Origin of the sequence: Gordonia sp. i37 (assembly GCF_002043085.1) — a bacterium.
In the GTDB taxonomy this organism is placed as follows: Bacteria; Actinomycetota; Actinomycetes; order Mycobacteriales; family Mycobacteriaceae; genus Gordonia; species Gordonia polyisoprenivorans.
Genome location: NZ_MVPX01000151.1, coordinates 24,773 through 43,791, shown reverse-complemented (window position 1 = coordinate 43,791; position 19,019 = coordinate 24,773). Strand labels below are relative to the sequence as shown.

25 protein-coding genes and 1 tRNA gene are annotated in these 19,019 nt (G+C 67.7%); 10 read left to right on the top strand and 16 right to left on the bottom strand.

Annotated features, from left to right (window positions below):
• Nucleotides 1–413 (bottom strand): LysR family transcriptional regulator (locus tag B1964_RS07510; RefSeq protein ID WP_139765661.1); only part of this gene is annotated, 413 nt, incomplete at its 3' end.
• 285 nt (nt 414–698) lie between these two features.
• Between B1964_RS07510 and B1964_RS07505 the strand changes: the two genes are divergently transcribed.
• Nucleotides 699–1,355 (top strand): hypothetical protein, encoded by a 657-nt coding sequence (locus B1964_RS07505; protein ID WP_014359671.1) that lies wholly within the window; start codon nt 699–701, stop codon nt 1,353–1,355.
• A 68-nt stretch (nt 1,356–1,423) separates the two neighbouring features.
• Here B1964_RS07505 and B1964_RS07500 read toward each other — a convergent pair.
• A tRNA-Leu gene (locus B1964_RS07500) sits at nt 1,424–1,508 on the bottom strand.
• Between the two features lie 51 nt (nt 1,509–1,559).
• Nucleotides 1,560–2,243 (bottom strand): type 1 glutamine amidotransferase domain-containing protein, encoded by a 684-nt coding sequence (locus B1964_RS07495; protein ID WP_079929384.1) that lies wholly within the window; start codon nt 2,241–2,243, stop codon nt 1,560–1,562.
• 158 nt (nt 2,244–2,401) lie between these two features.
• Between B1964_RS07495 and B1964_RS07490 the strand changes: the two genes are divergently transcribed.
• The 5 genes from B1964_RS07490 (at nt 2,402) to B1964_RS07470 (ending at nt 5,916) form a co-directional block, all read left to right on the top strand.
• Entirely contained in the window at nt 2,402–2,974 is a 573-nt protein-coding gene (locus tag B1964_RS07490) for a TetR/AcrR family transcriptional regulator (RefSeq protein ID WP_079929383.1), read from the top strand.
• 101 nt (nt 2,975–3,075) lie between these two features.
• Complete coding sequence (locus B1964_RS07485; protein ID WP_079929382.1) at nt 3,076–3,999, top strand: acetoacetate decarboxylase family protein; 924 nt, start codon at nt 3,076–3,078, stop codon at nt 3,997–3,999.
• A 47-nt stretch (nt 4,000–4,046) separates the two neighbouring features.
• Nucleotides 4,047–5,021 carry an NAD(P)H-quinone oxidoreductase gene (locus B1964_RS07480; RefSeq protein WP_079929381.1) on the top strand — a complete coding sequence of 325 codons (975 nt, stop codon included), beginning with the start codon at nt 4,047–4,049 and terminating at the stop codon, nt 5,019–5,021.
• Nucleotides 5,022–5,101: 80 nt separating this feature from the next.
• Nucleotides 5,102–5,563 (top strand): hypothetical protein, encoded by a 462-nt coding sequence (locus B1964_RS07475; RefSeq protein WP_006371555.1) that lies wholly within the window; start codon nt 5,102–5,104, stop codon nt 5,561–5,563.
• Entirely contained in the window at nt 5,560–5,916 is a 357-nt protein-coding gene (locus B1964_RS07470) for a DUF3817 domain-containing protein (RefSeq protein ID WP_020171620.1), read from the top strand. Before B1964_RS07475 ends, B1964_RS07470 begins: the two co-directional genes overlap by 4 nt.
• A 51-nt stretch (nt 5,917–5,967) precedes the next feature.
• Here the strand turns inward: B1964_RS07470 and B1964_RS07465 are convergent, their stop codons facing one another.
• The 10 genes from B1964_RS07465 to B1964_RS07420 all read right to left on the bottom strand — a co-directional run bounded on the left by B1964_RS07465 (nt 5,968) and on the right by B1964_RS07420 (nt 13,446).
• Nucleotides 5,968–7,269, bottom strand: coding sequence for an NAD(P)/FAD-dependent oxidoreductase (locus B1964_RS07465; protein ID WP_079929380.1), 1,302 nt, complete (start codon nt 7,267–7,269; stop codon nt 5,968–5,970).
• A 66-nt stretch (nt 7,270–7,335) separates the two neighbouring features.
• Entirely contained in the window at nt 7,336–7,944 is a 609-nt protein-coding gene (locus B1964_RS07460; protein ID WP_079929379.1) for a TetR/AcrR family transcriptional regulator, read from the bottom strand.
• A gap of 7 nt (nt 7,945–7,951) precedes the next feature.
• Nucleotides 7,952–8,593 carry an RdgB/HAM1 family non-canonical purine NTP pyrophosphatase gene (rdgB, locus tag B1964_RS07455; protein ID WP_079929378.1) on the bottom strand — a complete coding sequence of 214 codons (642 nt, stop codon included), beginning with the start codon at nt 8,591–8,593 and terminating at the stop codon, nt 7,952–7,954.
• The gene (gene rph / locus B1964_RS07450; protein WP_006371563.1) at nt 8,590–9,342 is read right to left on the bottom strand and encodes a ribonuclease PH; all 753 of its coding nucleotides are present in this window, start codon (nt 9,340–9,342) and stop codon (nt 8,590–8,592) included. The genes rdgB and rph overlap by 4 nt, the downstream gene beginning before the upstream one ends.
• Before the next feature lie 43 nt (nt 9,343–9,385).
• Nucleotides 9,386–10,150: a cyclic nucleotide-degrading phosphodiesterase gene (locus tag B1964_RS07445; RefSeq protein WP_006371564.1), complete on the bottom strand. Its 765-nt coding sequence runs from the start codon at nt 10,148–10,150 to the stop codon at nt 9,386–9,388.
• An 83-nt stretch (nt 10,151–10,233) separates the two neighbouring features.
• Nucleotides 10,234–11,040, bottom strand: coding sequence for a glutamate racemase (murI, locus tag B1964_RS07440; RefSeq protein WP_193361613.1), 807 nt, complete (start codon nt 11,038–11,040; stop codon nt 10,234–10,236).
• Entirely contained in the window at nt 11,037–11,636 is a 600-nt protein-coding gene (locus B1964_RS07435) for a rhomboid family intramembrane serine protease (protein WP_079929376.1), read from the bottom strand. Before B1964_RS07435 ends, murI begins: the two co-directional genes overlap by 4 nt.
• A gap of 140 nt (nt 11,637–11,776) precedes the next feature.
• On the bottom strand, nt 11,777–12,751 hold the full coding sequence (locus tag B1964_RS07430) for a PLP-dependent cysteine synthase family protein (RefSeq protein ID WP_006371567.1): 975 nt from the start codon (nt 12,749–12,751) through the stop codon (nt 11,777–11,779).
• Nucleotides 12,748–13,032 carry a MoaD/ThiS family protein gene (locus B1964_RS07425; RefSeq protein WP_079929375.1) on the bottom strand — a complete coding sequence of 95 codons (285 nt, stop codon included), beginning with the start codon at nt 13,030–13,032 and terminating at the stop codon, nt 12,748–12,750. The genes B1964_RS07430 and B1964_RS07425 overlap by 4 nt, the downstream gene beginning before the upstream one ends.
• Before the next feature lie 6 nt (nt 13,033–13,038).
• The gene (locus B1964_RS07420) at nt 13,039–13,446 is read right to left on the bottom strand and encodes a M67 family metallopeptidase (protein WP_006371569.1); all 408 of its coding nucleotides are present in this window, start codon (nt 13,444–13,446) and stop codon (nt 13,039–13,041) included.
• 291 nt (nt 13,447–13,737) lie between these two features.
• Here B1964_RS07420 and B1964_RS07415 point away from each other — a divergent pair, with 291 nt between their 5' ends.
• The gene (locus B1964_RS07415; protein ID WP_079929374.1) at nt 13,738–14,529 is read left to right on the top strand and encodes an LppX_LprAFG lipoprotein; all 792 of its coding nucleotides are present in this window, start codon (nt 13,738–13,740) and stop codon (nt 14,527–14,529) included.
• 27 nt (nt 14,530–14,556) lie between these two features.
• Nucleotides 14,557–14,949 carry a DUF4189 domain-containing protein gene (locus tag B1964_RS07410; RefSeq protein WP_079929373.1) on the top strand — a complete coding sequence of 131 codons (393 nt, stop codon included), beginning with the start codon at nt 14,557–14,559 and terminating at the stop codon, nt 14,947–14,949.
• A 46-nt stretch (nt 14,950–14,995) separates the two neighbouring features.
• Here the strand turns inward: B1964_RS07410 and B1964_RS07405 are convergent, their stop codons facing one another.
• Genes B1964_RS07405 through clpS form a run of 3 tightly spaced genes read right to left on the bottom strand, consistent with a single transcriptional unit; the run spans nt 14,996 to nt 17,007 of the window.
• The gene (locus tag B1964_RS07405; RefSeq protein WP_079929372.1) at nt 14,996–16,081 is read right to left on the bottom strand and encodes a P1 family peptidase; all 1,086 of its coding nucleotides are present in this window, start codon (nt 16,079–16,081) and stop codon (nt 14,996–14,998) included.
• Between the two features lie 20 nt (nt 16,082–16,101).
• Nucleotides 16,102–16,677: a DUF2017 domain-containing protein gene (locus B1964_RS07400; RefSeq protein WP_014359660.1), complete on the bottom strand. Its 576-nt coding sequence runs from the start codon at nt 16,675–16,677 to the stop codon at nt 16,102–16,104.
• A 6-nt stretch (nt 16,678–16,683) separates the two neighbouring features.
• Nucleotides 16,684–17,007: an ATP-dependent Clp protease adapter ClpS gene (gene clpS, locus B1964_RS07395; RefSeq protein WP_026920197.1), complete on the bottom strand. Its 324-nt coding sequence runs from the start codon at nt 17,005–17,007 to the stop codon at nt 16,684–16,686.
• A gap of 68 nt (nt 17,008–17,075) precedes the next feature.
• Here clpS and B1964_RS07390 point away from each other — a divergent pair, with 68 nt between their 5' ends.
• The gene (locus tag B1964_RS07390) at nt 17,076–18,332 is read left to right on the top strand and encodes a nicotinate phosphoribosyltransferase (protein ID WP_210739326.1); all 1,257 of its coding nucleotides are present in this window, start codon (nt 17,076–17,078) and stop codon (nt 18,330–18,332) included.
• 66 nt (nt 18,333–18,398) lie between these two features.
• Nucleotides 18,399–19,013, top strand: coding sequence for an isochorismatase family protein (locus tag B1964_RS07385; protein ID WP_079929371.1), 615 nt, complete (start codon nt 18,399–18,401; stop codon nt 19,011–19,013).
• The last annotated feature ends 6 nt before the right edge of the window (nt 19,014–19,019 follow it).

Sequence of the window (19,019 nt, the reverse complement as noted above, 5' to 3'; positions counted from 1 at the left end):
CCCGCCGATATCTGTCGGGGCCAAGGGAGCTCCAGCAACTGCACCGTCGCCGAGGGCATCGTCCGCTGTAGTTCGTCGAGGACCTCGCGCAGGTGGATACCGGTGCTCGCGGTCATGAATCCCAGACGTGCCGAGCTTGCGGCCCGCCGCCGAAAGGCCTCCGCCGAGGCGACGGCTCGGTCCGCGGCGTTCAGGGCCAGTCGGGCGTCGGTCAGAAAGGCGCGACCCGCTTCTGTCGGGACCACGGGGTGGGAGGTGCGATCGACCAGATCGACTCCGAGGGACTGTTCGAGTTTTCGGATCTGCTGGCTCAGCGCGGGTGTGCTGATGAAGCTCCGATCGGCCGCCCGTCCGAAATGTCCTTCGTCGACGACGGCGATGAGGCGCCGAACCAGACGCAAATTGAGGTCCACGATCAGTCAGTCTAAACGAATTGTGACTCGCCTCACTTCCGGAGCAGAGGTGTGACCTGGACCGTTAAGCGATCGATGAACAAACTCGTCGAACTGGACATGGCTTCGCGCTGCGCCGGGCGCTTCACTCAGATCAGCGTTTGTGGCGGGGTGCTCAGCCCGTTCAGCCCGCACAACCGCTCGCGGGCCACGTCGCCCAACACGCCGACGCCACGTCGTCGAAGCGTTTCGAAATGCGCGCGTTGCCGGCCGCGTGACGCACGGAATCAGAATGAGGAGAATCGAATGACCGCAATTCAGGCAAGCAGCAACATCACGGCTCAGACCCCGTACGAAGAAGAGTTCGTCCACATGATGGACGACGTCGATGAACTCATCGAGAGCCTCGACAACCCGCTGCACCGCAAGATCCTGATCAATTACCGACGCCACGGACTCCTCGAGGTGTCCGGCCGCTACGAGGATCTACTGGCGCCCTCGATGACCGTCCGTCACCCGCACTATCGGCTGTTCGAGGGCGGGCAGGGCGTGATCCTCGACGGCATGGACGCGGTACGCACGTTCTATCAGCAGCTCGCGGAGATGGACATGCTGGTCATGTGGACGGGGAAGCAGAAAATGGCGGTGAACGATTGGGGCTTCAGCGGCGAAGCCCAGTTCAATCAGTTCGTTCCCGGAGCGCTCCTCGGCGACAACGTCTTCGCGGCGGTCGGTAGCGATACTGCGCCGGAATCCCAGTACGACGCCGATGCCTACTACCTCGTGCGTCGCACGCTGGCATTCGTGTGGCCCTACACCGAGGAGGGTCTGCTCATCGGCGAACACGTCTACGAGGACGCCGAATCCAAGGTGGTCACCAAGGTCCAAAACGACGAGGTGATCACCGGGGTGCGCGCGGCCGAACTGCTTGAACCGATCATCGACAAGTACGGCGCCCTCTGACCCACGCAAACGCTGAAACGCAATGAGTCGCGACATCGTGCGTCAACGATGTCGCGACTCATGACATATGGTGCGCGAGGGGGGACTTGAACCCCCACGTCCTAGGACACTGGAACCTAAATCCAGCGCGTCTGCCAATTCCGCCACTCGCGCGTGCCGAACCAGACTACCGCCCACGTCGGCGATCGACGGAATCGACTGCGATCAGAGCAGCGCCGCAACCTTGAGAGCCGTCTCCTTGGCCGATCCGGGGTTCTGGCCGGTGACGAGGTTTCCGTCGACCACCGCGTACGAGACGAACGGCAGTCGGCCTTTCTCGTACAGGGCGCCGCGCTTCTTCATCTCCGCCTCGGCGTTGTAGGGCACCAGCTTGTTCACTCGCGCGAGCACCTCTTCCTGCCAGGCAAAGCCGGTGACCTTGCGTCCGGCGACGAGGAGGGTGCCGTCGGACAGGGTGGTGTTGAGCAGACCGCAGTAGCCGTGGCAGACCGAGGAGACCACCCCTCCCTGCTCGAAGATTTCACGCGTGATCCGCTGTAGCCCTTCGCTTTCGGGAAAGTCGTACATCACCGCGTGGCCGCCGGTGAAGTAGATGGCATCGTAGTTGGCGGAGTCGATCTCGTCGGGTGACGCGGTGGTCTCGAGCAGTTGCATGCGCGCGGGATCGGCATGCCAGGTCTTCGCGGTCTTGTCGTAGTTGGGGAACTTCAGTGATCGCGGCTCCAATGGGACATGGCCGCCGCGCGGGCTGACGATCGTCTGCTCGAAGCCGCGGTCGTCGAAAACCTGCCACGCGTGCGTGAGTTCCGACAGCCACAGGCCGGTCGGGTGGGACGGGTCGTCGTAATGCCCGACGTTGGTGACGACGTTGAGAATGCGAGTCGCCATGAGACACGCTCCTGTGGGTTCGGTTTCGTGCGTCCGCGTTCTGCGGCCGCAATGTAGACGGTGCATACATTAGGCGTTCGCGCTCCCCTACGTCAACCGACGCTCGCACCCGCGGGCGGCGAGGCGCTTCGCGAATCGATCTGGATACACTTCGCTTCATGCCCCCTCGTTCGGCTTACCATCACGGCGATCTGCCCGCCACGCTGGTCCGTGCCGCGATCGAACTCGTCGACGCCGAGGGCGCAGACGCCGATCTGTCGCTGCGAGCCGTGGCGCGCCGGGCCGGGGTCTCCACCGGCGCCCCTTATCGCCACTTCGCCGACCGCAACGCGCTGTTGTCCGCGGTGGCTGCGGTGGGCTATCGCGAACTGGCCACCACTCTGCAAGCAGCGCAACGGAATCCGAGTTCGACTCAAGATCTCGCCGATATCGCGGTGGCCTACGTGCATTTCGCCATCGACCGACCCGGCCTGTTCCGGATCATGTTCGGCGGCGTCTGCGACACCGACAGCACCGAGCGGGTCGAGGCGGTCGAGGCCATCCACGCCTATCTCCGCGACGTCGTGAAGCGCGCAATCCCCTCGGACACACCGGATGCCACGGCCACCGGCGCGTGGGCGCTGGTGCACGGCCTCGCATTCCTCTTCCTCGACGGCAAGCTCGATTCGTCGACCCCGGACACGATCGACTCGACCATCCGCTCCGTCGTGCTGGCGTCCTTGCGTCACTGACCTCACCCCATCCGGGCCGACGCAGTCAATGTTGACATCGTTCACTTCGCAGGCATACCCTCATGTGAGCAATGCATACATTATGCGCGAGGAGCAACCCCATGAGCACCCCCAGCACCACTGATGACACCGTCGACGTCGACCTGGGCGGACGCCTGGTCACGGTTCCGCGAGACGGCATGTTCGACCGCTACCGGATGGACGCGCCACTCGACGAGGTGGCGGCCATGCCCGGCGTGCCCGGCGTCGACTTCTTCCGGACTCTCCCGAAAACGCAGGTGCAGTCACCGATCGGCACCACTCGCACGCCGAACTTCTACTACGCGATGGCCTCGGCTCGGCTCACGATGCTCGCCCCGAGTCGCGCGATCCGCGCTCGCATCCCCAGCGAGCTCGCCCCCCTGGAGATCGCACCCGGCCTCGGACTGGTGTCGGTGATGTTCTTCCGATATGACGTGTGCGACATCGATTTCTACACCGAGGCGGCTGTCGGGGTCGCGGTGCGTCCGGCCCGCCACGGTGGGCGTGGCATTGCCGACCTCGCGTCGGCCCTCGCCAACGATCACCTGCACTCGTATGTGCTCTCGCTACCGGTCAACACCGAGATCGCGCAGGTGCGTGGCCACGACGGATACGGATTTCCCAAGTGGGTCACCGACCTTCAGGTCAGCATCGACTCGACGCGTACCTCGGCACGCATCGCCAACGACGCCGGAGGCACCGACCTCCGGTTCACGGCATCGACTCCCGCGCAAAAGAACTTCACCAGTGGTGCGCGGGTCTCGACCCTCACCTCCTACACCCGGCGCGACGGAGCGTGGCACTCCACGCTCAATCAGACCAACCTCCTGACGACCGGGACATCATTGTTTCCACGGGGTTTCGAGTTGACCGTCGGCGAGGGCCGGATGGCCGACGCTCTGCGTTCCCTCAAGCCAGTGCGGACCATCCGCTTCGACGCCACGACGTCGGCGCAGGCCGCGCTGCACATGCCGGTCCCCTTCTCGGTCGGGTCGGCCCGATGAGCCGCACTCCGACGAGCCCCACTCCGACGAGCTCGGTTCCGTCCACCATGCGAGCCATCGTCGTCAACGCTGAAAAGAACCTCACCGTCGCCGACATCCCCACTCCCACACCAGGACCCGACGAGGTACTCGTCCGCGTCGCCGCCGCCGGGATCAACCGCGCCGACCTGATGCAGCGCCAGGGGCTGTATCCACCACCGCCCGGCATCACCGACGTCATGGGCATGGAGATCTCCGGCACCGTCGTCGCGCTCGGTCGAGACGTCGGCCCCGACTCCCCCGCGCTCGGGCAGCAGGTGTGCGCCCTCATCGCCGGTGGCGGGTACGCCGACTACGCCGTCGCCCCGGGGACCCAGGTGCTTTCCGTGCCATCGGCGGTGTCGCTCATCGACGCCGGGGCGCTGCCCGAGGTGGCGAGCACGGTCTGGTCCACGGTTGTCGCCGACGCCGGGCTCCGCGCGGGCGAGCTGTTGCTCGTGCACGGCGGGGGCAGCGGCATTGGCACCCACGCGATCCAGGTGGCCAAGGCGCTCGGAGCTCGCGTCGCGGTGACCGTCGGCTCCGAGTACAAGGCCCAGCGCTGCCGAGCGCTCGGTGCCGACCTCGTGATCAATTACCGCGAACAGGATTTCGCCGCCGAGCTGGCCGGCCGCGCCGATGTGATCCTCGACATCATGGGCGGCAGCTACCTGTCGCGCAACATCGACGCCCTCGCCGTGGGCGGAAGACTGGTGATCATCGGGATGCAGGGCGGCTTCACCGGCGAGGTCAACGTCGCCGCACTGATCGGCAAGCGGGCCCGGATCATCGGACTCAACGTCCGCAACCGTCCCCTGACCGGTCCGGGATCGAAGGCCGAGATCGTGGCGGCGGTGGCGGCCGACGAATGGCCGCTCGTCGAACAAGGCCTCGTCGCGCCGGTGATCTCCGCACGGATTCCGCTCGCCGATGCCGAGCGTGGGCAGGCGCTGCTCGAATCGGCGGACTCCGTCGGGAAGGTCCTCCTGTTGACCGGGCAGTGACCCGCACGGAAGGCGATGTAGACAGAGATCACCCGGACCGCCCGGCAGCTCATCGGCGCAGGCCAGGTACCGTCGTAGGTATGTCCGCGCAGCCCGGCCGTCGACGGCACCGCCCCGCACTCCTGGTGCTGGTGGTGGTTGCCGCGATTGTCTGTCTCGGCCTGGCGTGGTGGCAGTGGGACACCTATGAGGCCGGCGGGACCGGCCAGAACCTGGGTTACGCGTTGCAGTGGCCTGCTTTCGGTTTCGCGTTCCTTTGGGCCTACCGACGGTTCGTCGTCCTGGAGAGCGACCCCGAGGAACTGCAGAGGGCGACCGCGGCCAAGGGGATGACGGAAATCCCCGAGGATCTACTCCCCGAGCGCGCGAGCACCCCGAGCGCCTCGTCGCTGCGCGAATCGACCGTCGCGGATGACGACGCCGGACTCCGCGAGTACAACAGGTACCTGGCCGAGCTCAGCGCCGCCGATCGTGCACACGGCGACGGACACCTGGCCACCGCCACACCCGATTCATCTGTCAGTGAGGACCGCCGCAAGTGACCCAGACCGCCCAACCCACCGCCACTCCCGTCGAGAAGGTCAAGGGAGCACTCCTGCGATATCGCATCCTCGCGTGGGTCACCGGCTTGTGGCTGCTGCTGCTGGTGGTCGAGCTGATCGTCAAGTACGGCTTCGGCGTCGACTCGTTGGACTTCGTCCCGATCGTGCACGGCTGGGTGTACTTCGTGTACCTGATCATGACCGTGGATCTGGCCATCAAGGTGCGCTGGCCGCTGGGCAAGATCGTGCTGACGGCGATCGCCGGCACGATCCCGTTCCTGTCGTTCTACTTCGAGCACATCCGCACCCGTGAGGTGAAGCGGGAGTACGGCCTCGGCGGTAAGTCGCTGTAGGCCCTGACGCGCCGGCGGTCGCGCCCCGTCGGCATCCATCCCGCGAGCCGCTCAGGCCCGCGTTCGCAGCGCCCGCGTCACTTCCTCGGCAGCTCGTTCACCGGCACCGATTGCGCCGTCGAGGTACCCGGGGTGCTCACTCGCGGTCTCCGCTCCGGCCCAGTGGACGCGCCCGATTGCCTGCGACGACATCGGCAGCTCATCGTGACCGGCGCCGAGTTGCGGCACGGCAATGTAGCCGCCGCCGACGTGATCGTCGAGGTGCCACGCCTTCTCGTGCCAGTCGACCGGCTCGCGGATGGCATCCCCGAGATGACCGGCGATCCTGCCCAACAGAAGTCGCCGTCGTTCCACCGGATCGAGATCATCGAGGTCATGCGCCTCGGCACCGCCGACGAGTAGGCACAGATGGCCTGGGCCGCCCGGGGGCGAGGTGTCGAAGACGGCGACACCGGGGCGGTCGATGAGGATCATCTCGGCCTCGCCCGACTCCCGCCAGAACGGGGTCGGGTACACCGCAATCGCCTTGTACACCGAGCCCATGAATGTGCCGTGCTCCATCGAGATCCGCCCGGCCGGCAGTGGCGGGTGGTGGGTGATCCGCGCCGCGACCGGCGGCGGTACGGCCACGATGACCTCGCGGGCGCCGATGTCACCCGAGGCGGTGCGAACGACGACGCGGTCATCGGACCGCTCGATCCCGGTGACGACGCAGTTCGTGCGTACCGCCGAGCCGAGATCGTCGACGAGTCGGTCGACGAGATATCCGATCCCTTCGACGACCAGCCCGTCCTGGGCACCACCTTTCGTCGACAGCATGGTCACCAGACCACCCTGTACATCGATGAGGCTCATCATGGTCCGCACCGAGAACCGTTGCGGGTCGGCGGTCCACGAGATCGCGGCGACGACCTCGAGCAGTCGTCGGGCGCGCCCGGGTAGGCGGTCGAGCCAGCTCTGCACGCTCGTCGTCGCCCACGTCTGCCGACGTCGCACGCGTCGGCCCGCACTCACTGCGGCGAGACCGAAGACGGCGGCGAGCATCGACGGCGAGGTCACCCGCACACGTCGGGAGCCGTCGGCGAAGCTGGGCATCGTCGGCGTGTGCATCGTGAATCGGGTTGCACCGAGTTCGTCGGCCAGAGCCATCAGCCGGTGGTGATCGTGCCCCACCCATTGACCACCGAGGTCCAGTGGCGAGCCGAGACTCGACGTCACCGAATACGCCCGGCCACCGCATCTGTCGCCGGCCTCGAGTACCAGGACGGCGGCCCCTGATCGCCGAAGTGCGCGGGCAGCGATCAGCCCCGACAGCCCCGCGCCCACCACCACTACATCGACATCGTTGCCCATCGAACTCCTCAGTCAGTCGTATGACTGACTTTAGGGCCGGACGGGCTCGAAAGGCAATGGCGCTTCTCAGCGTGCGGGTCGGATGCCGGCTGCGGTGATCACCGTCTCGACGAAGAACGCCAGATCGCCCTCGGCGCGCTCGTCGTCGGGGTCGCAGACGTATTGCAGGGTCATGCCGTCGATTCCGGCGAGCAGAGTGCGCGCCAGCCGCTCGATCGGCACCGCGGTGGTCTCGCCGGCCCCCTGCGCCGCCCGCTCACACCACTGCACGAGCACGCTGCAATAGCGTTCGTACTGCCACGCGGCGAGGTGCTCCCACCCCGGCTTGCGGAGGCTGTGGTTGAGTAGCTCACCCTGCACGATCTGCAGTCGCACATCGGGTGTCACGAGAGTCGACCAGAACAGTGCGACGCCGTCGCGGATCGCCCTCGCGAGCCCGCCCTTCACCGGCAGGGACTCGGCGAGCAACGCGGCGATCTCCTCCACCACATCCTCGATGACGGCCTTGACCAGCTTTTCCTTGGTGGGGAAGACATATTGCAGGGTTCCGAGAGGTACACCGGCCTCGGCCGCGACGGCGCGAAGTGTCGTGGCGGCCACGCCCTCTCGCGCCATCACCGCCCGGGCCGCGGCGACCGACCGACGGCTCCGTTCCGACGCCTCGACGTAAACCACGGCGGACTCAGTCGGAGGCGGCGAGCGCCGCCAGCGTAGGCACCAACTGCGCCAACGCCTTCCCGCGGTGACTCAGCGAATCCTTCTCCTGCGCCGACAGTTCCGCCGAGGTGCGCCCGGCCGCCGCGGCGTCGTCCGGGACGAACAACGGATCGTAGCCGAAACCGTTGGCGCCGAGACCTTCTCGCAGGATTGTCCCGCGCCACTCGCCGCGCACGACCGTCTCGGTACCGTCGGGCACCACGAGTGCACAGGCCGAGACGAATGCAGCCCCGCGACGTTCGTCGGGAACGTCGGCGATCTGACTCAACAACAGCTCGTTGTTCGCCGCGTCGTCGCCGTGGCGTCCGCTCCAGCGAGCCGAGAGCACTCCCGGCATACCGTTGAGGGCGTCCACCGACAACCCGGAATCGTCGGCCAGACAAGGCAGTCCGGTCGCACGCGCTCCCGAGCGCGCCTTGATGAGCGCGTTCTCCTCGAAGGTTGCACCGGTCTCCGGTTCCTCGGGGTACTCCGGGACCGCGTCGAGTCCCACGACGTCGAGTCCCACGATGCCCGCGGCGTCGACGACGCGTCGCAGCTCCGCCAGCTTCTTGGCGTTGCGGCTGGCCAACAGAACGCGGCGGGGTGTCGAATCAGGAGCGTTCATGCGGTCGGCAACTCGCCCGGGTACGGCTCGTCGAGCACCGCGCGTTGCGCCTCGAAGAGCTTGGCGGTGCCGATCTCGGCGAGATCGAGCAGCTTCTCCAGGGTGGCGCGCGGGAAGGTCGCGCCCTCACCGGTGCCCTGCACCTCCACCAGGGTGCCGGCGTCGGTGGTCACGACGTTCATGTCGACCTCGGCCCGCGAATCCTCCTCGTAGGGCAGATCCAGCCGGACCCGGCCGTCGACCACGCCCACGCTGACCGCGGCGATCATGCACGACAACGGCTGCGGGTCGGAGAGTTTGCCCGCGGCACCCAGCCAGGTCACCGCGTCGGCGAGCGCGACGTACGCACCGGTGATCGCGGCGGTCCGGGTGCCGCCGTCGGCCTGCAACACGTCGCAGTCCAGCGCGATGGTGTTCTCCCCCAGCGCGGCGAGGTCGATGCAGGCACGCAGCGAGCGTCCGATGAGTCGGCTGATCTCGTGGGTGCGGCCTCCGACCTTGCCGGCGACCGATTCGCGGCGAGACCGCTCATGGGTGGCGGCGGGCAGCATCGCATATTCGGCGGTCAGCCACCCCAGGCCCGATCCCCGACGCCACGGCGGTACACCCTCGGTCACGCTGGCGGTGCACAGCACCCGGGTCTGTCCGAATTCCACCAGTACGGATCCGGCCGGATGGGAGGTGAATCCGCGGGTGAAGGTGATCGGTCGGAGTTCGTCGTCGGCCCTGCCGTCAGCGCGTGTCGTCACCCGATCAACTGTAGACACCGAGCGCGGTGACGCCGCCGGGGCGTCAGAAGTGGAAGATCTGTCCTTGCCGGACGAGTTCGACCGGACCGGAGAATGTGCTGCGTGCCTCGGCCATGATCACCGACGCGTCACACCACGGCGCGACATGGGTGATGGCCAAGGCCTTCGCGTTGGCCTTCGCAGCGGCCTCACCGGCCTCGATACCCGACAGGTGAAGATGCTCGGGGCGGTTGCCGGGATCATGGGTCCACGACGCCTCACACAGGAACAGGTCGGCGTCGGCGGCGAGATCGATGAGTTCGTCACACGGCCCGGTATCTCCGCTGAAAGCGATCACGTGACCCTCCGGACCGGTGACGCGCAGCCCGTAGGTCTCCGGCGGGTGATCGAGCTTGATCGCGTGGATGTTCATCCCGCCCAGCGTGATCTCCATCCCGTCGGCCCACTCGTGCACGTCGAAGGTGTCGCTGATGTCGTCGATCTCGCCGGGGAATTCCGAGGACGCCGCGCCGATTCGCATCGCCACCCCCGACGGGCCGTAGAGCGGGGCCTTCTCCGGTGCCGGTCCGGGCGGGGCATAGCGGCGCCAGACCATCATCGCCGGCAGATCGAGGCAGTGGTCGGCGTGCATGTGGGAGAGCACGACCGCGATGTTGTCGGGATCGGACACCCGCATCAGCTCGCCGAAGACGCCGGGTCCGCAGTCCATCAGCACGGGTTGCTCGCCGGGCACCGAGAACAGGTAGCCCGAACAGGCTGCACCCGGTCCACCCACACTTCCCGAGCAACCGAGCACCGTGACACGCATAGCCCTACCTTGCCATGCGTGGGCGTCATGGTGGCCGGGTATCCGATCACAAGTCGGTGTGTGAACGACTCCCGCCGGTCACCTCAGATGCGGGCCACCGAGCCGACCGTCGGGCCGAGGAACCGAGTTGACAAGCGCGCGAACGATTCCGGATTTCCCGTGGCCTGAAACACTCGTTCGGCGGCGCGATCGGTGTGCGGGTGCAACATGTCGGAGCGGGTCAATACGGCAAAGAGGTCCTTGGCGGTTTCCTCGGCGCTGGAGACGAGTGTGACCTCGTCGCCCATGGCGAGGGCGATGACGCCCGAGAGCAGCGGGTAGTGGGTGCAGCCGAGCACCACGGTGTCGACGCCCGCGTCCTGCAGCGGCTCGAGGTAGCCCTGCGCCAAGCCGAGGATCTGGCGTCCGCTGGTGATGCCGCGCTCGACGAAGTCGACGAACCGAGGGCAGGCGACCGCGGTGATCTCCGCGTCCCGGGCGGCGGCGAAGGAGTCCTGATAGGCCTGCGAGGCGATGGTGGCCTCGGTCCCGATGACCCCGATACGACCGGTCTTGGTGGCCACCACCGCACGCCGCACAGCCGGCAGGACCACCTCGATCACCGGGATCGGCGCGTACCGCTCGCGGGCGTCGCGCAGACATGCCGCCGACGCGGTGTTGCACGCGATGACGATGGCCTTCACCCCGCGCTCGGCGAGCTCGTCGCCGATGGCCAACGCGTGCTTGCGGATCTGCGGGATGGTCAGCGGCCCGTAGGGGCCGTTGGCGGTGTCGCCGATGTAGACGATGTCCTCGTCGGGGAGCAGGTCGATGATCGCGCGGGCCACGGTGAGCCCGCCGACGCCGGAATCGAAGATGCCGATCGGGGCGTCGGGTCCGGGGGCGACTATTGCGACACCCCCGGCATCGGCGGACCACCTGCGGCCGCGTTACCCGGAGATCGACGACGCCGGTCGCGGTCGGCGAGGAACCAGGCGGCAAGAACGCCGCCGATGGCCCCGAACAGATGTCCCTGCCACGAGACGGTCGGGTCGGTCGGCAGCACGCCCCACAGCACCGACCCGTAGACGAGCAGCAAGACCAGGCCACCGAGGATCTGCCAGAGGTTGCGATTGAACAATCCACGAACCAGCAGATAGGCGAGCCAGCCAAAGATCACCCCGGAGGCCCCGACGGTCACCGATCCGCTCGGCGCGAACAGCCACACGCCCAGTCCGGAGGTGATCCAGACGACCGCTGTGACGAACAGGAATCGCCGGGCGAGCAGCAACAGGAATCCGAGGACCACCCCGACCGCGAGGTTGGTCCACAAATGGTCCCAGTTGGCGTGCAGGAAGGGCGACCACACGATGCCGTCGAGTCCGTCGATACGACGCGGCTCGATGCCGGCCGAATCGAGGTCGTAATGGGTCGCGACATCGATGGCCTCGACGATGATCAGGCCGATGACGATGAACACCATGACCAGCGCCGAGCGCTGCCACAACGGGCGCCGCGTCGGCGGCGCTCCCGGTGTCTGGGTCGCGTTGATGGTGTTCTCCTCGGCGCCGGTGCCGGTGCCTTGTCGGTCGGGTTCGGTCGGTCAGATGCGGGGTCGGTCAGGTGCAGTCGGGGCGGATCGGGCCCTCAGGCCCAGAGCTGTCCCTCCAGGGCCTGCTCTGCTTCTTCCAGGCTACCGTCGTAGGCCCCGGTCGACAGATACTTCCATCCCGCGTCGGGCACGACGAAACCGATGTCGGCGCGCCGACCCGCCTTGAGCGCCTTGCGTCCGATCCCTCGCGCAGCCTGCAGGATCGCACCGGTGGAAATCCCGGCGAAGATGCCCTCGGTGTCGATGAGTTCGCGCACCCGGGCGACGGCGTCGATTCCGGTCACCGAGAATCGGCGGGTCAGCACCGAGTCGTCGTAGAGCTCGGGCACGAAGCCCTCGTCGATGTTGCGCAGCCCGTACACCTCGTCGCCGTACCGCGGCTCGGCGGCGACGATCTCGATGTCGGGGTCGCGCTCACGCAGATAGCGCCCGACCCCCATCAGGGTGCCGGTGGTGCCGAGTCCGGCGACGAAGTGCGTGATCTCGGGGAGGTCGGCGTAGAGCTCGGGACCGGTGCCCGCATAGTGCGCGCGCCAGTTGGCCTCGTTGCCGTACTGGTAGAGCATCACCCAGTCGTCGTGCTCGGCGGCAAGTTCCTTGGCCACCCGCACCGCGGTGTTCGAACCTCCGGCGGCCGGCGACGAGATGACTTCGGCGCCATACATTTTCAGTAGCGATCGGCGTTCCTCGGAGGTGTTCTCCGGCATCACACAGATCAGGTGGTAGCCCTTGAGCTTGGCGGCCATCGCCAACGAGATCCCGGTGTTGCCGCTCGTGGGTTCCAGGATCGTCGCCCCGGGCCTCAGGGTGCCGTCGCGTTCGGCCGCCTCGATCATCGCCAATGCGGGACGGTCCTTGATGGAGCCGGTCGGGTTACGGTCCTCGAGTTTGGCCCACAGCCGCACGTGCGGACCCTGCGTCGGATCGTCGTCCCAGCGCGGCGAGAGCCGCTGCAGACCGATCAGCGGAGTGTTGCCGACCGAGGCGATCAGCGAGTCGTAGCGGGTCACGACGTGGCGCTACCGCCGGCCACCGCGGGGAGGATGGTGACCTCGTCCCCGTCATCGATGATGGTGTCCAGACCACCGGAGAAGCGCACATCCTCGTCGTTGACGTAGATGTTGACGAAACGATGCAACTTGCCGTCGGCGACCAGCCGTTCGCGTAGCCCCGGGTTCGCCGACTCCAGGTTGTCGATGAGTTCACTCAACGTCGATCCCGTTGCGTCGACCCGCTTTTCACCACCGGTGTGGGTACGCAGGATCGTCGGGATGGACACGGTTACCGCCATGGTTGCTCAGCTCCTGATCTCGATCTCTTCTTCGGTGACCACCCCGTCGAGGATCCGGTAACTGCGGACCTCGTCGGTGTCTGGCTCGCGGGTGGACACCAGGACGTAGTGGGCGCCCGGCTCACTCGCGTACGACACGTCGGTACGGCTGGGGTAGGGCTCGGTTGCGGTGTGCGAGTGGTAGATCACCACCGGCTCCTCGTCCCGGCGGTCCATCTCCCGCCACACCTTGAGTTGTTCGAGCGAGTCGAATCGGTAGAAGGTCGGTGACCGTTCGGCGTTGACCATCGGGATGAACCGCTGTGGCTCGTCGGAGCCCTCGGGACCGGCGATCACCCCGCACGCCTCGTCAGGATGATCGGCACGTGCATGCGCGATCATCTGGTCCACCAGCTCGCGGCTGATCCGCAGCACTGCCACTCCTCGCTCTCACCGTCACGGGTGCACTCCGCACATCGTGGCTACGCAACGTCCGGCTCGGCGACGCTATTCCGGTCGCCTGTCCGATCGCATGCTCTCGCAGGTCAGAGCTGCGCCCGGGCGGCTCGCGCCCGCGCCACACACCCGTCATCCGTGCGAACTACAGCTGTTTTCACACCGTCGTCCGGCGCTGTAGCGTTTCGCCACAGTTCACGATCTGCGGTGCCGACTTCGACAACCGACATCGGCCCCCGGGGGAACCTCAGAGAATCAGGAGCTCACCACATGCACCGTGCCCACCGTGTTGCCACGGCCGCCATCGCCACGGGTATCGCCGCTGCCATCACACTCACCGGCTGCTCGTCGGATTCCGACAGCGGCTCGGGTGGCAATAACACCACCGCCTCGTCGTCGATGAACGATCCGGCCGCCCTCATCAACGCCGCCGCCGACAAGACCGCCGCCCTCACCGGCGCCCATCTGGGCCTCACCGTCGACGGCAAGGTTCCCAACGTGACCGTCAAGAAGGTCGACGCCGATCTGGTGACCAAGCCCAAGACCGCGGCCAAGGGCACCGCGACGGTGATGCTGGGCACCACCGACAGCGCCGCACCGTTCGTCTACGTCGATCAGCACCTCTACGCCGACATCGGCAACAAGGGCTACGTCGACTACGGCGACGGCCGCTCCGTCTACGACGTCTCGGTCGTTCTCAACCCCGAGAAGGGCCTGGCGAATCTGCTGCGGAACATGCAGGACCCCAAGACCTCCGGCACCGAGGTCATCGGCGGCGTCAAGGCCACCCGCGTCACCGGGACCGTCGCCGCCAAGCAACTCGCCGCGCTGACCGGGACCAACATCACCAAGAACCAGGACGCCCAGGTCCCGGTGAACGTCTGGATCACTCCCGACAACCAGCTCGCCCGAGTGGTCCTCATACCGGCGACCAACTCCACGATGACGATGAACCTGTCGAACTGGAACAACACCGTCGAGGTCACCAAACCGGCGACGATCGCCACCCCGTCCCCCTCCGGAACCCCCAACCCGTCCGACGCCTCGCGCGCGCCGGCCTGATCACCCGCTCACGCAAGGAGACAGCTCATGAGTATTCGCAAGCGTCTGGTTGCCTCGGCCGTCGCCGTGGGCGCGGTGGGTGCAGCGCTCGTTGCTCCCGCCGCCCTCGACACCGCCCCCGCCGCCCACGCCTACGGCAACTACTACGGCGCGATCGCGCTGAACACCTCGACCGGAGACGCCGGACGAGCGTGGGACTACGACTCCTCCGCCGAGGCCGCCGACGCGGCACTCGACTCCTGCGGCTACGGCTGCAAGGTCGTGGTCCAGTTCGGCAACGGTTGCGGCGCGGTCGCCTCGTCACCGTCGTATTGGGGCTACGGCCGCGGCCCCAGCCTCTACAGTGCCCAGTCGAACGCGCTCTACGCCGCAGGCGGCGGCGAGATCTACACCTGGGTCTGCACCTCGGACCACCAATAACCACCGCCCCGCTCTCACCGGCGGGCCACCGGAGACCGTGATGGCGTCAGCGCAATGCTGACGCCATCACGCGTCGGTAGGCGGGGATGCCTGCAACCGGTTCGGCGGCGACGATCGCCGCGATGACCGCATCCCGGGTGACCTCGGTGGCGACCGCACACACCTGCGCCAGCACCGCGGTGTCGGGGTTCATGCCGGGCGGGATCGCCGGGGTCGGCGCCACCGGGTGCGCCCCGGTGGCCACGGCGAAGATGGTGTCGCCGTCGAGCGGCGAGTGCACCGGACGGATCGCCAGGGCGAGCCCGTCGTGCGCCGACATCGCCACCCGCCGCAACGACGCCGGGGCGAACGCCGCGTCGGTCGCGACGACGCCGATCGTGGTGTTGAGGACGGTCGGCTTGGCGACGACGTCTGCCAGCGCGGCCACCTCGGCCGGCGCCGGCTGCTGCAGACCCAGTCGAGCCAGCTCGGATTGGCCGACCCCCCAAGGCAATCCGGTATCCGGGTCGATCACCGCACCGACCGGGTTGGCGACGATGAGCGCGCCCACCAGGATCCCGGCGGCCGGGCCCTCCTCGATCCGTCTACTCGTCGTGCCGACACCGCCCTTGAGGGCACCGGCCCGCGCACCCGCACCGGCACCGACGCTGCCCACCGCAAACTCGCGACCCGCCGAGCGCACCGCCGCGGTACCGAACCCCGCGTCCGGACGGTTCTCCCAGGCCCCGACCGGGAGGTCGAAGATCACCGCGGCGGGAACGATCGGGACCACGTGCCCGTGCCCGTCCATCGGCAGGCCCACACCGTGGCGCTCGAGTTCGCTCATCACGCCGTCCGCGGCGGCCAGCCCGTAGGCGCTGCCACCGGTCAGGACCACGGCATGGGCGGTGGTGACGGTGTTCGCCGGATCGAGCAGATCGGTTTCGCGGGTACCCGGACCACCACCGCGTACGTCGACGGCCGCGCACGGGCGCGGCCCGTCGATCCGGATCACCGTGGTGCCGCTGCACCAGCCGGTCCCCGGCGGGTCGTCGGGGCCGCCACCGCCGACGGTCACCTCGGCATCGATGCGGTGGTGATGGCCGACGGTGATCCCGTCGATATCGGTGATGCGGTTGCCCGCCTGCGACATTCGCGTGTCCGACTCCCCCGTCACATCAAGGCCTCGACGAGCAGTTCCTGCATCACCGTCAGCCAGTGGTAGACGTCGAGATGGGCGGCATGCGGATGACCCTCGGGCAGCTGGTCGGGGGTGTCCTCGGAGATACCGAGCATCGCGCCGAGAGCCAGCCGGACGTCGTTGAGCGCGGTCAGCCAGTCGAGAGCCTGTGCCTCGGTCAGGGCGATGTCGCCACCGCCGGCGGGCAACGAATCCAGCAAGGTCCGGGCGGCCCCGAGTTTGGCGTCGATGATCTTCGGCTCGTTCAGGCTGCGCATCGCGGCGTTGAGGTCGCCATTGATCATCTCCGCTTCCAGGTCACGCTCCTGGTCGGGACGATGGAAATCGGGCAGCAACCGGCCAAGGGTGAGATCGGTCGGCGGCGACGAGTGGCCCGTGCGGATGCCGGTCATCGCAGCGAGTTCGTCGGTGGGCGCGCTCGATTCCCGTTCGGTGAGGAGGTCGGTCATCGAGGTCACCATCGACGCGAGCAGCTCGACCTCATGGCGTTCGAGGTTGGAGCAGATCCGCATCCGCGAACCCCGACCCTGCCTTTTCCAGGTGCGCACGCGCGCTCAGCAATCCCGCTGCATCGTCGCCCACAATCCCGCGGCATGCAGCTTTCGGACGTCGGACTCCACCTTGTCGCGGCCGCCGCTGGACACCACCGCGCGCCCCTCGGTGTGCACCTGCATCATCAGCTCGTTCGCCCGGGCCTCGGAGTAGCCGAAGATCTTCTGGAAGACGAAGGTGACATACCGCATCAGGTTGACCGGGTCGTCCCACACGACCGTCATCCACGGGCGGTCGAGGTCCGATGCGCCCTCGGCGACGGTGGGTTCGGCGACGGCCGCACCACCGGGAGTAGCCTCATGCGCACGCATTCCGTCAGGCGCCATACGTCCAAGGGTAAGGGATCAACAACGTGGACAACACCGCCCTGCTGACCGATCACTACGAGGTCACCATGGTCCGCGCAGCGCTGCGCCACCCGATCGCGCACCGCCGGTGCGTCTTCGAGGTGTTCGCGCGGCGCCTGCCCGACGGCAGGCGCTACGGCGTGGTCGCCGGTACCGGACGGGTCATCGACGAGCTGGCACGCTTCCGATTCGGCGACGAGGAGATCGCGGTCCTCGAACGCTTCTGCGATGCCGAGACGATCGCCTGGCTGCGTGACTACCGGTTCTCCGGTGACATCGACGGCTACCGCGAGGGTGAGCTGTACTTTCCCGGATCCCCGATCCTGACCGTGCGCGCGAGTTTCGCCGAGGGGGTACTGCTCGAGACCCTGATCCTGTCGATCCTCAACCACGACAGTGCGATCGCGTCGGCGGCGGCGCGGATGGTCAGCGCTGCCGGCAACCGGCCGATCATCGAGATGGGGTCGCGCCGCACCCACGAGCGGGCAGCGGTCTCCTCGTCGCGGGCGGCCTACATCGCGGGCGTCGCGGCCACCTCCAACCTGGAGGCGGCCCGCACCTACGGGGTGCCGAGTGCCGGCACCGCCGCGCACGCGTTCACCCTCGGCTTCGCCGGGCCCGACGGCCCCGACGAGAAGGCGGCCTTCGCCGCGCAGATCGAGGCGCTCGGTGTCGGCACCACGCTGCTCGTCGACACCTACGACATCACCGCCGGGGTCCGCAACGCCATCGAGGTCGCCGGACCCGAACTCGGGGCGGTGCGCATCGACTCCGGCGACCTCGGCGTGCTCGCCCGACAGGTCCGCGATCAGCTCGACTCCCTCGGCGCCACCGGCACCAAGATCGTCGTGTCCGGCGATCTCGACGAGTACGCCATCGCCTCGCTGCGCGCCGAACCCGTCGACACCTACGGGGTGGGCACCTCCTTGGTCACCGGCAGCGGTGCACCCACCGCCGGCATGGTCTACAAGCTCGTCGAGGTCGACGGCACCCCCGTCGCCAAACGCGCCAGCCACAAGGAATCGCGGGGTGGTGCCAAGACCGCCGTCCGCGCGGCCCGACCCAGCGGCACCATCGTCGAGGAGATCATCCACCGCACGGGCGATCCGCTGCCGGACACCCACGGGCTCGTCACCCGCGACCTGCAGATCCCGCTCGTCCGTTCCGGCGAGCCCGTCGACGATCTGCCAAACCTGTCCGACGCGCGCGACCACCTCGGCCGCGGCCTCGTGAGCCTGCCGTGGGAGGGACTCGGCCTGTCGCACGGTGATCCGGCGGTGCCGACGCGCTACGTTCTGGGTTGAGCATTCCGGGCCACCGCCTTCCCGTCGCCCGTCACCAGCCGCCTGTCCACCGCCCCGAGGAGAATCATGAGCAGCCCGCAGTCCGGCGAATGGTCCGGCCCGGCCGACGCCCTGGTCATCGTCGACGTCCAGAACGACTTCTGCGAGGGCGGTGCGCTGGGCGTCCGCGGGGGTAACGCCGTGGCGGGTGCGATCAACAGCATCCTGGGCGACTACCGGACCGTGGTGGCCACACGCGATTATCACATCGATCCGGGTGCGCACTTCGCCGACGACCCCGACTACGTCGACTCGTGGCCGCCGCACTGTCGGGTCGGCACCGATGGTGTGGCGTTCTCGCCCGCGCTGGACACCTCGACGGTCGCCGATGTCTTCTCCAAAGGCGAGTACAGCGCCGCCTATTCGGGATTCGAGGGCGCCGACGACGACGGGGTATCCCTCGAACGGTGGCTGCGCGTGGCCGGGGTGAACTCGGTGGACGTCGTCGGGATCGCCACCGACCACTGCGTGCGTGCCACTGCCCTCGACGCCGCGCGCGCCGGTCTGCGTACCCGCGTGCTGCTCAACTTCACCGCCGCCGTCGACACATCGACAGCCAAGGCCGCGCTCGACGAGATGCGTTCGGCGGGAATAACTCTCGACGGCGATCTGCTGTACAGTGGCGCATCCGAGGAGTCCTGAGCCGCA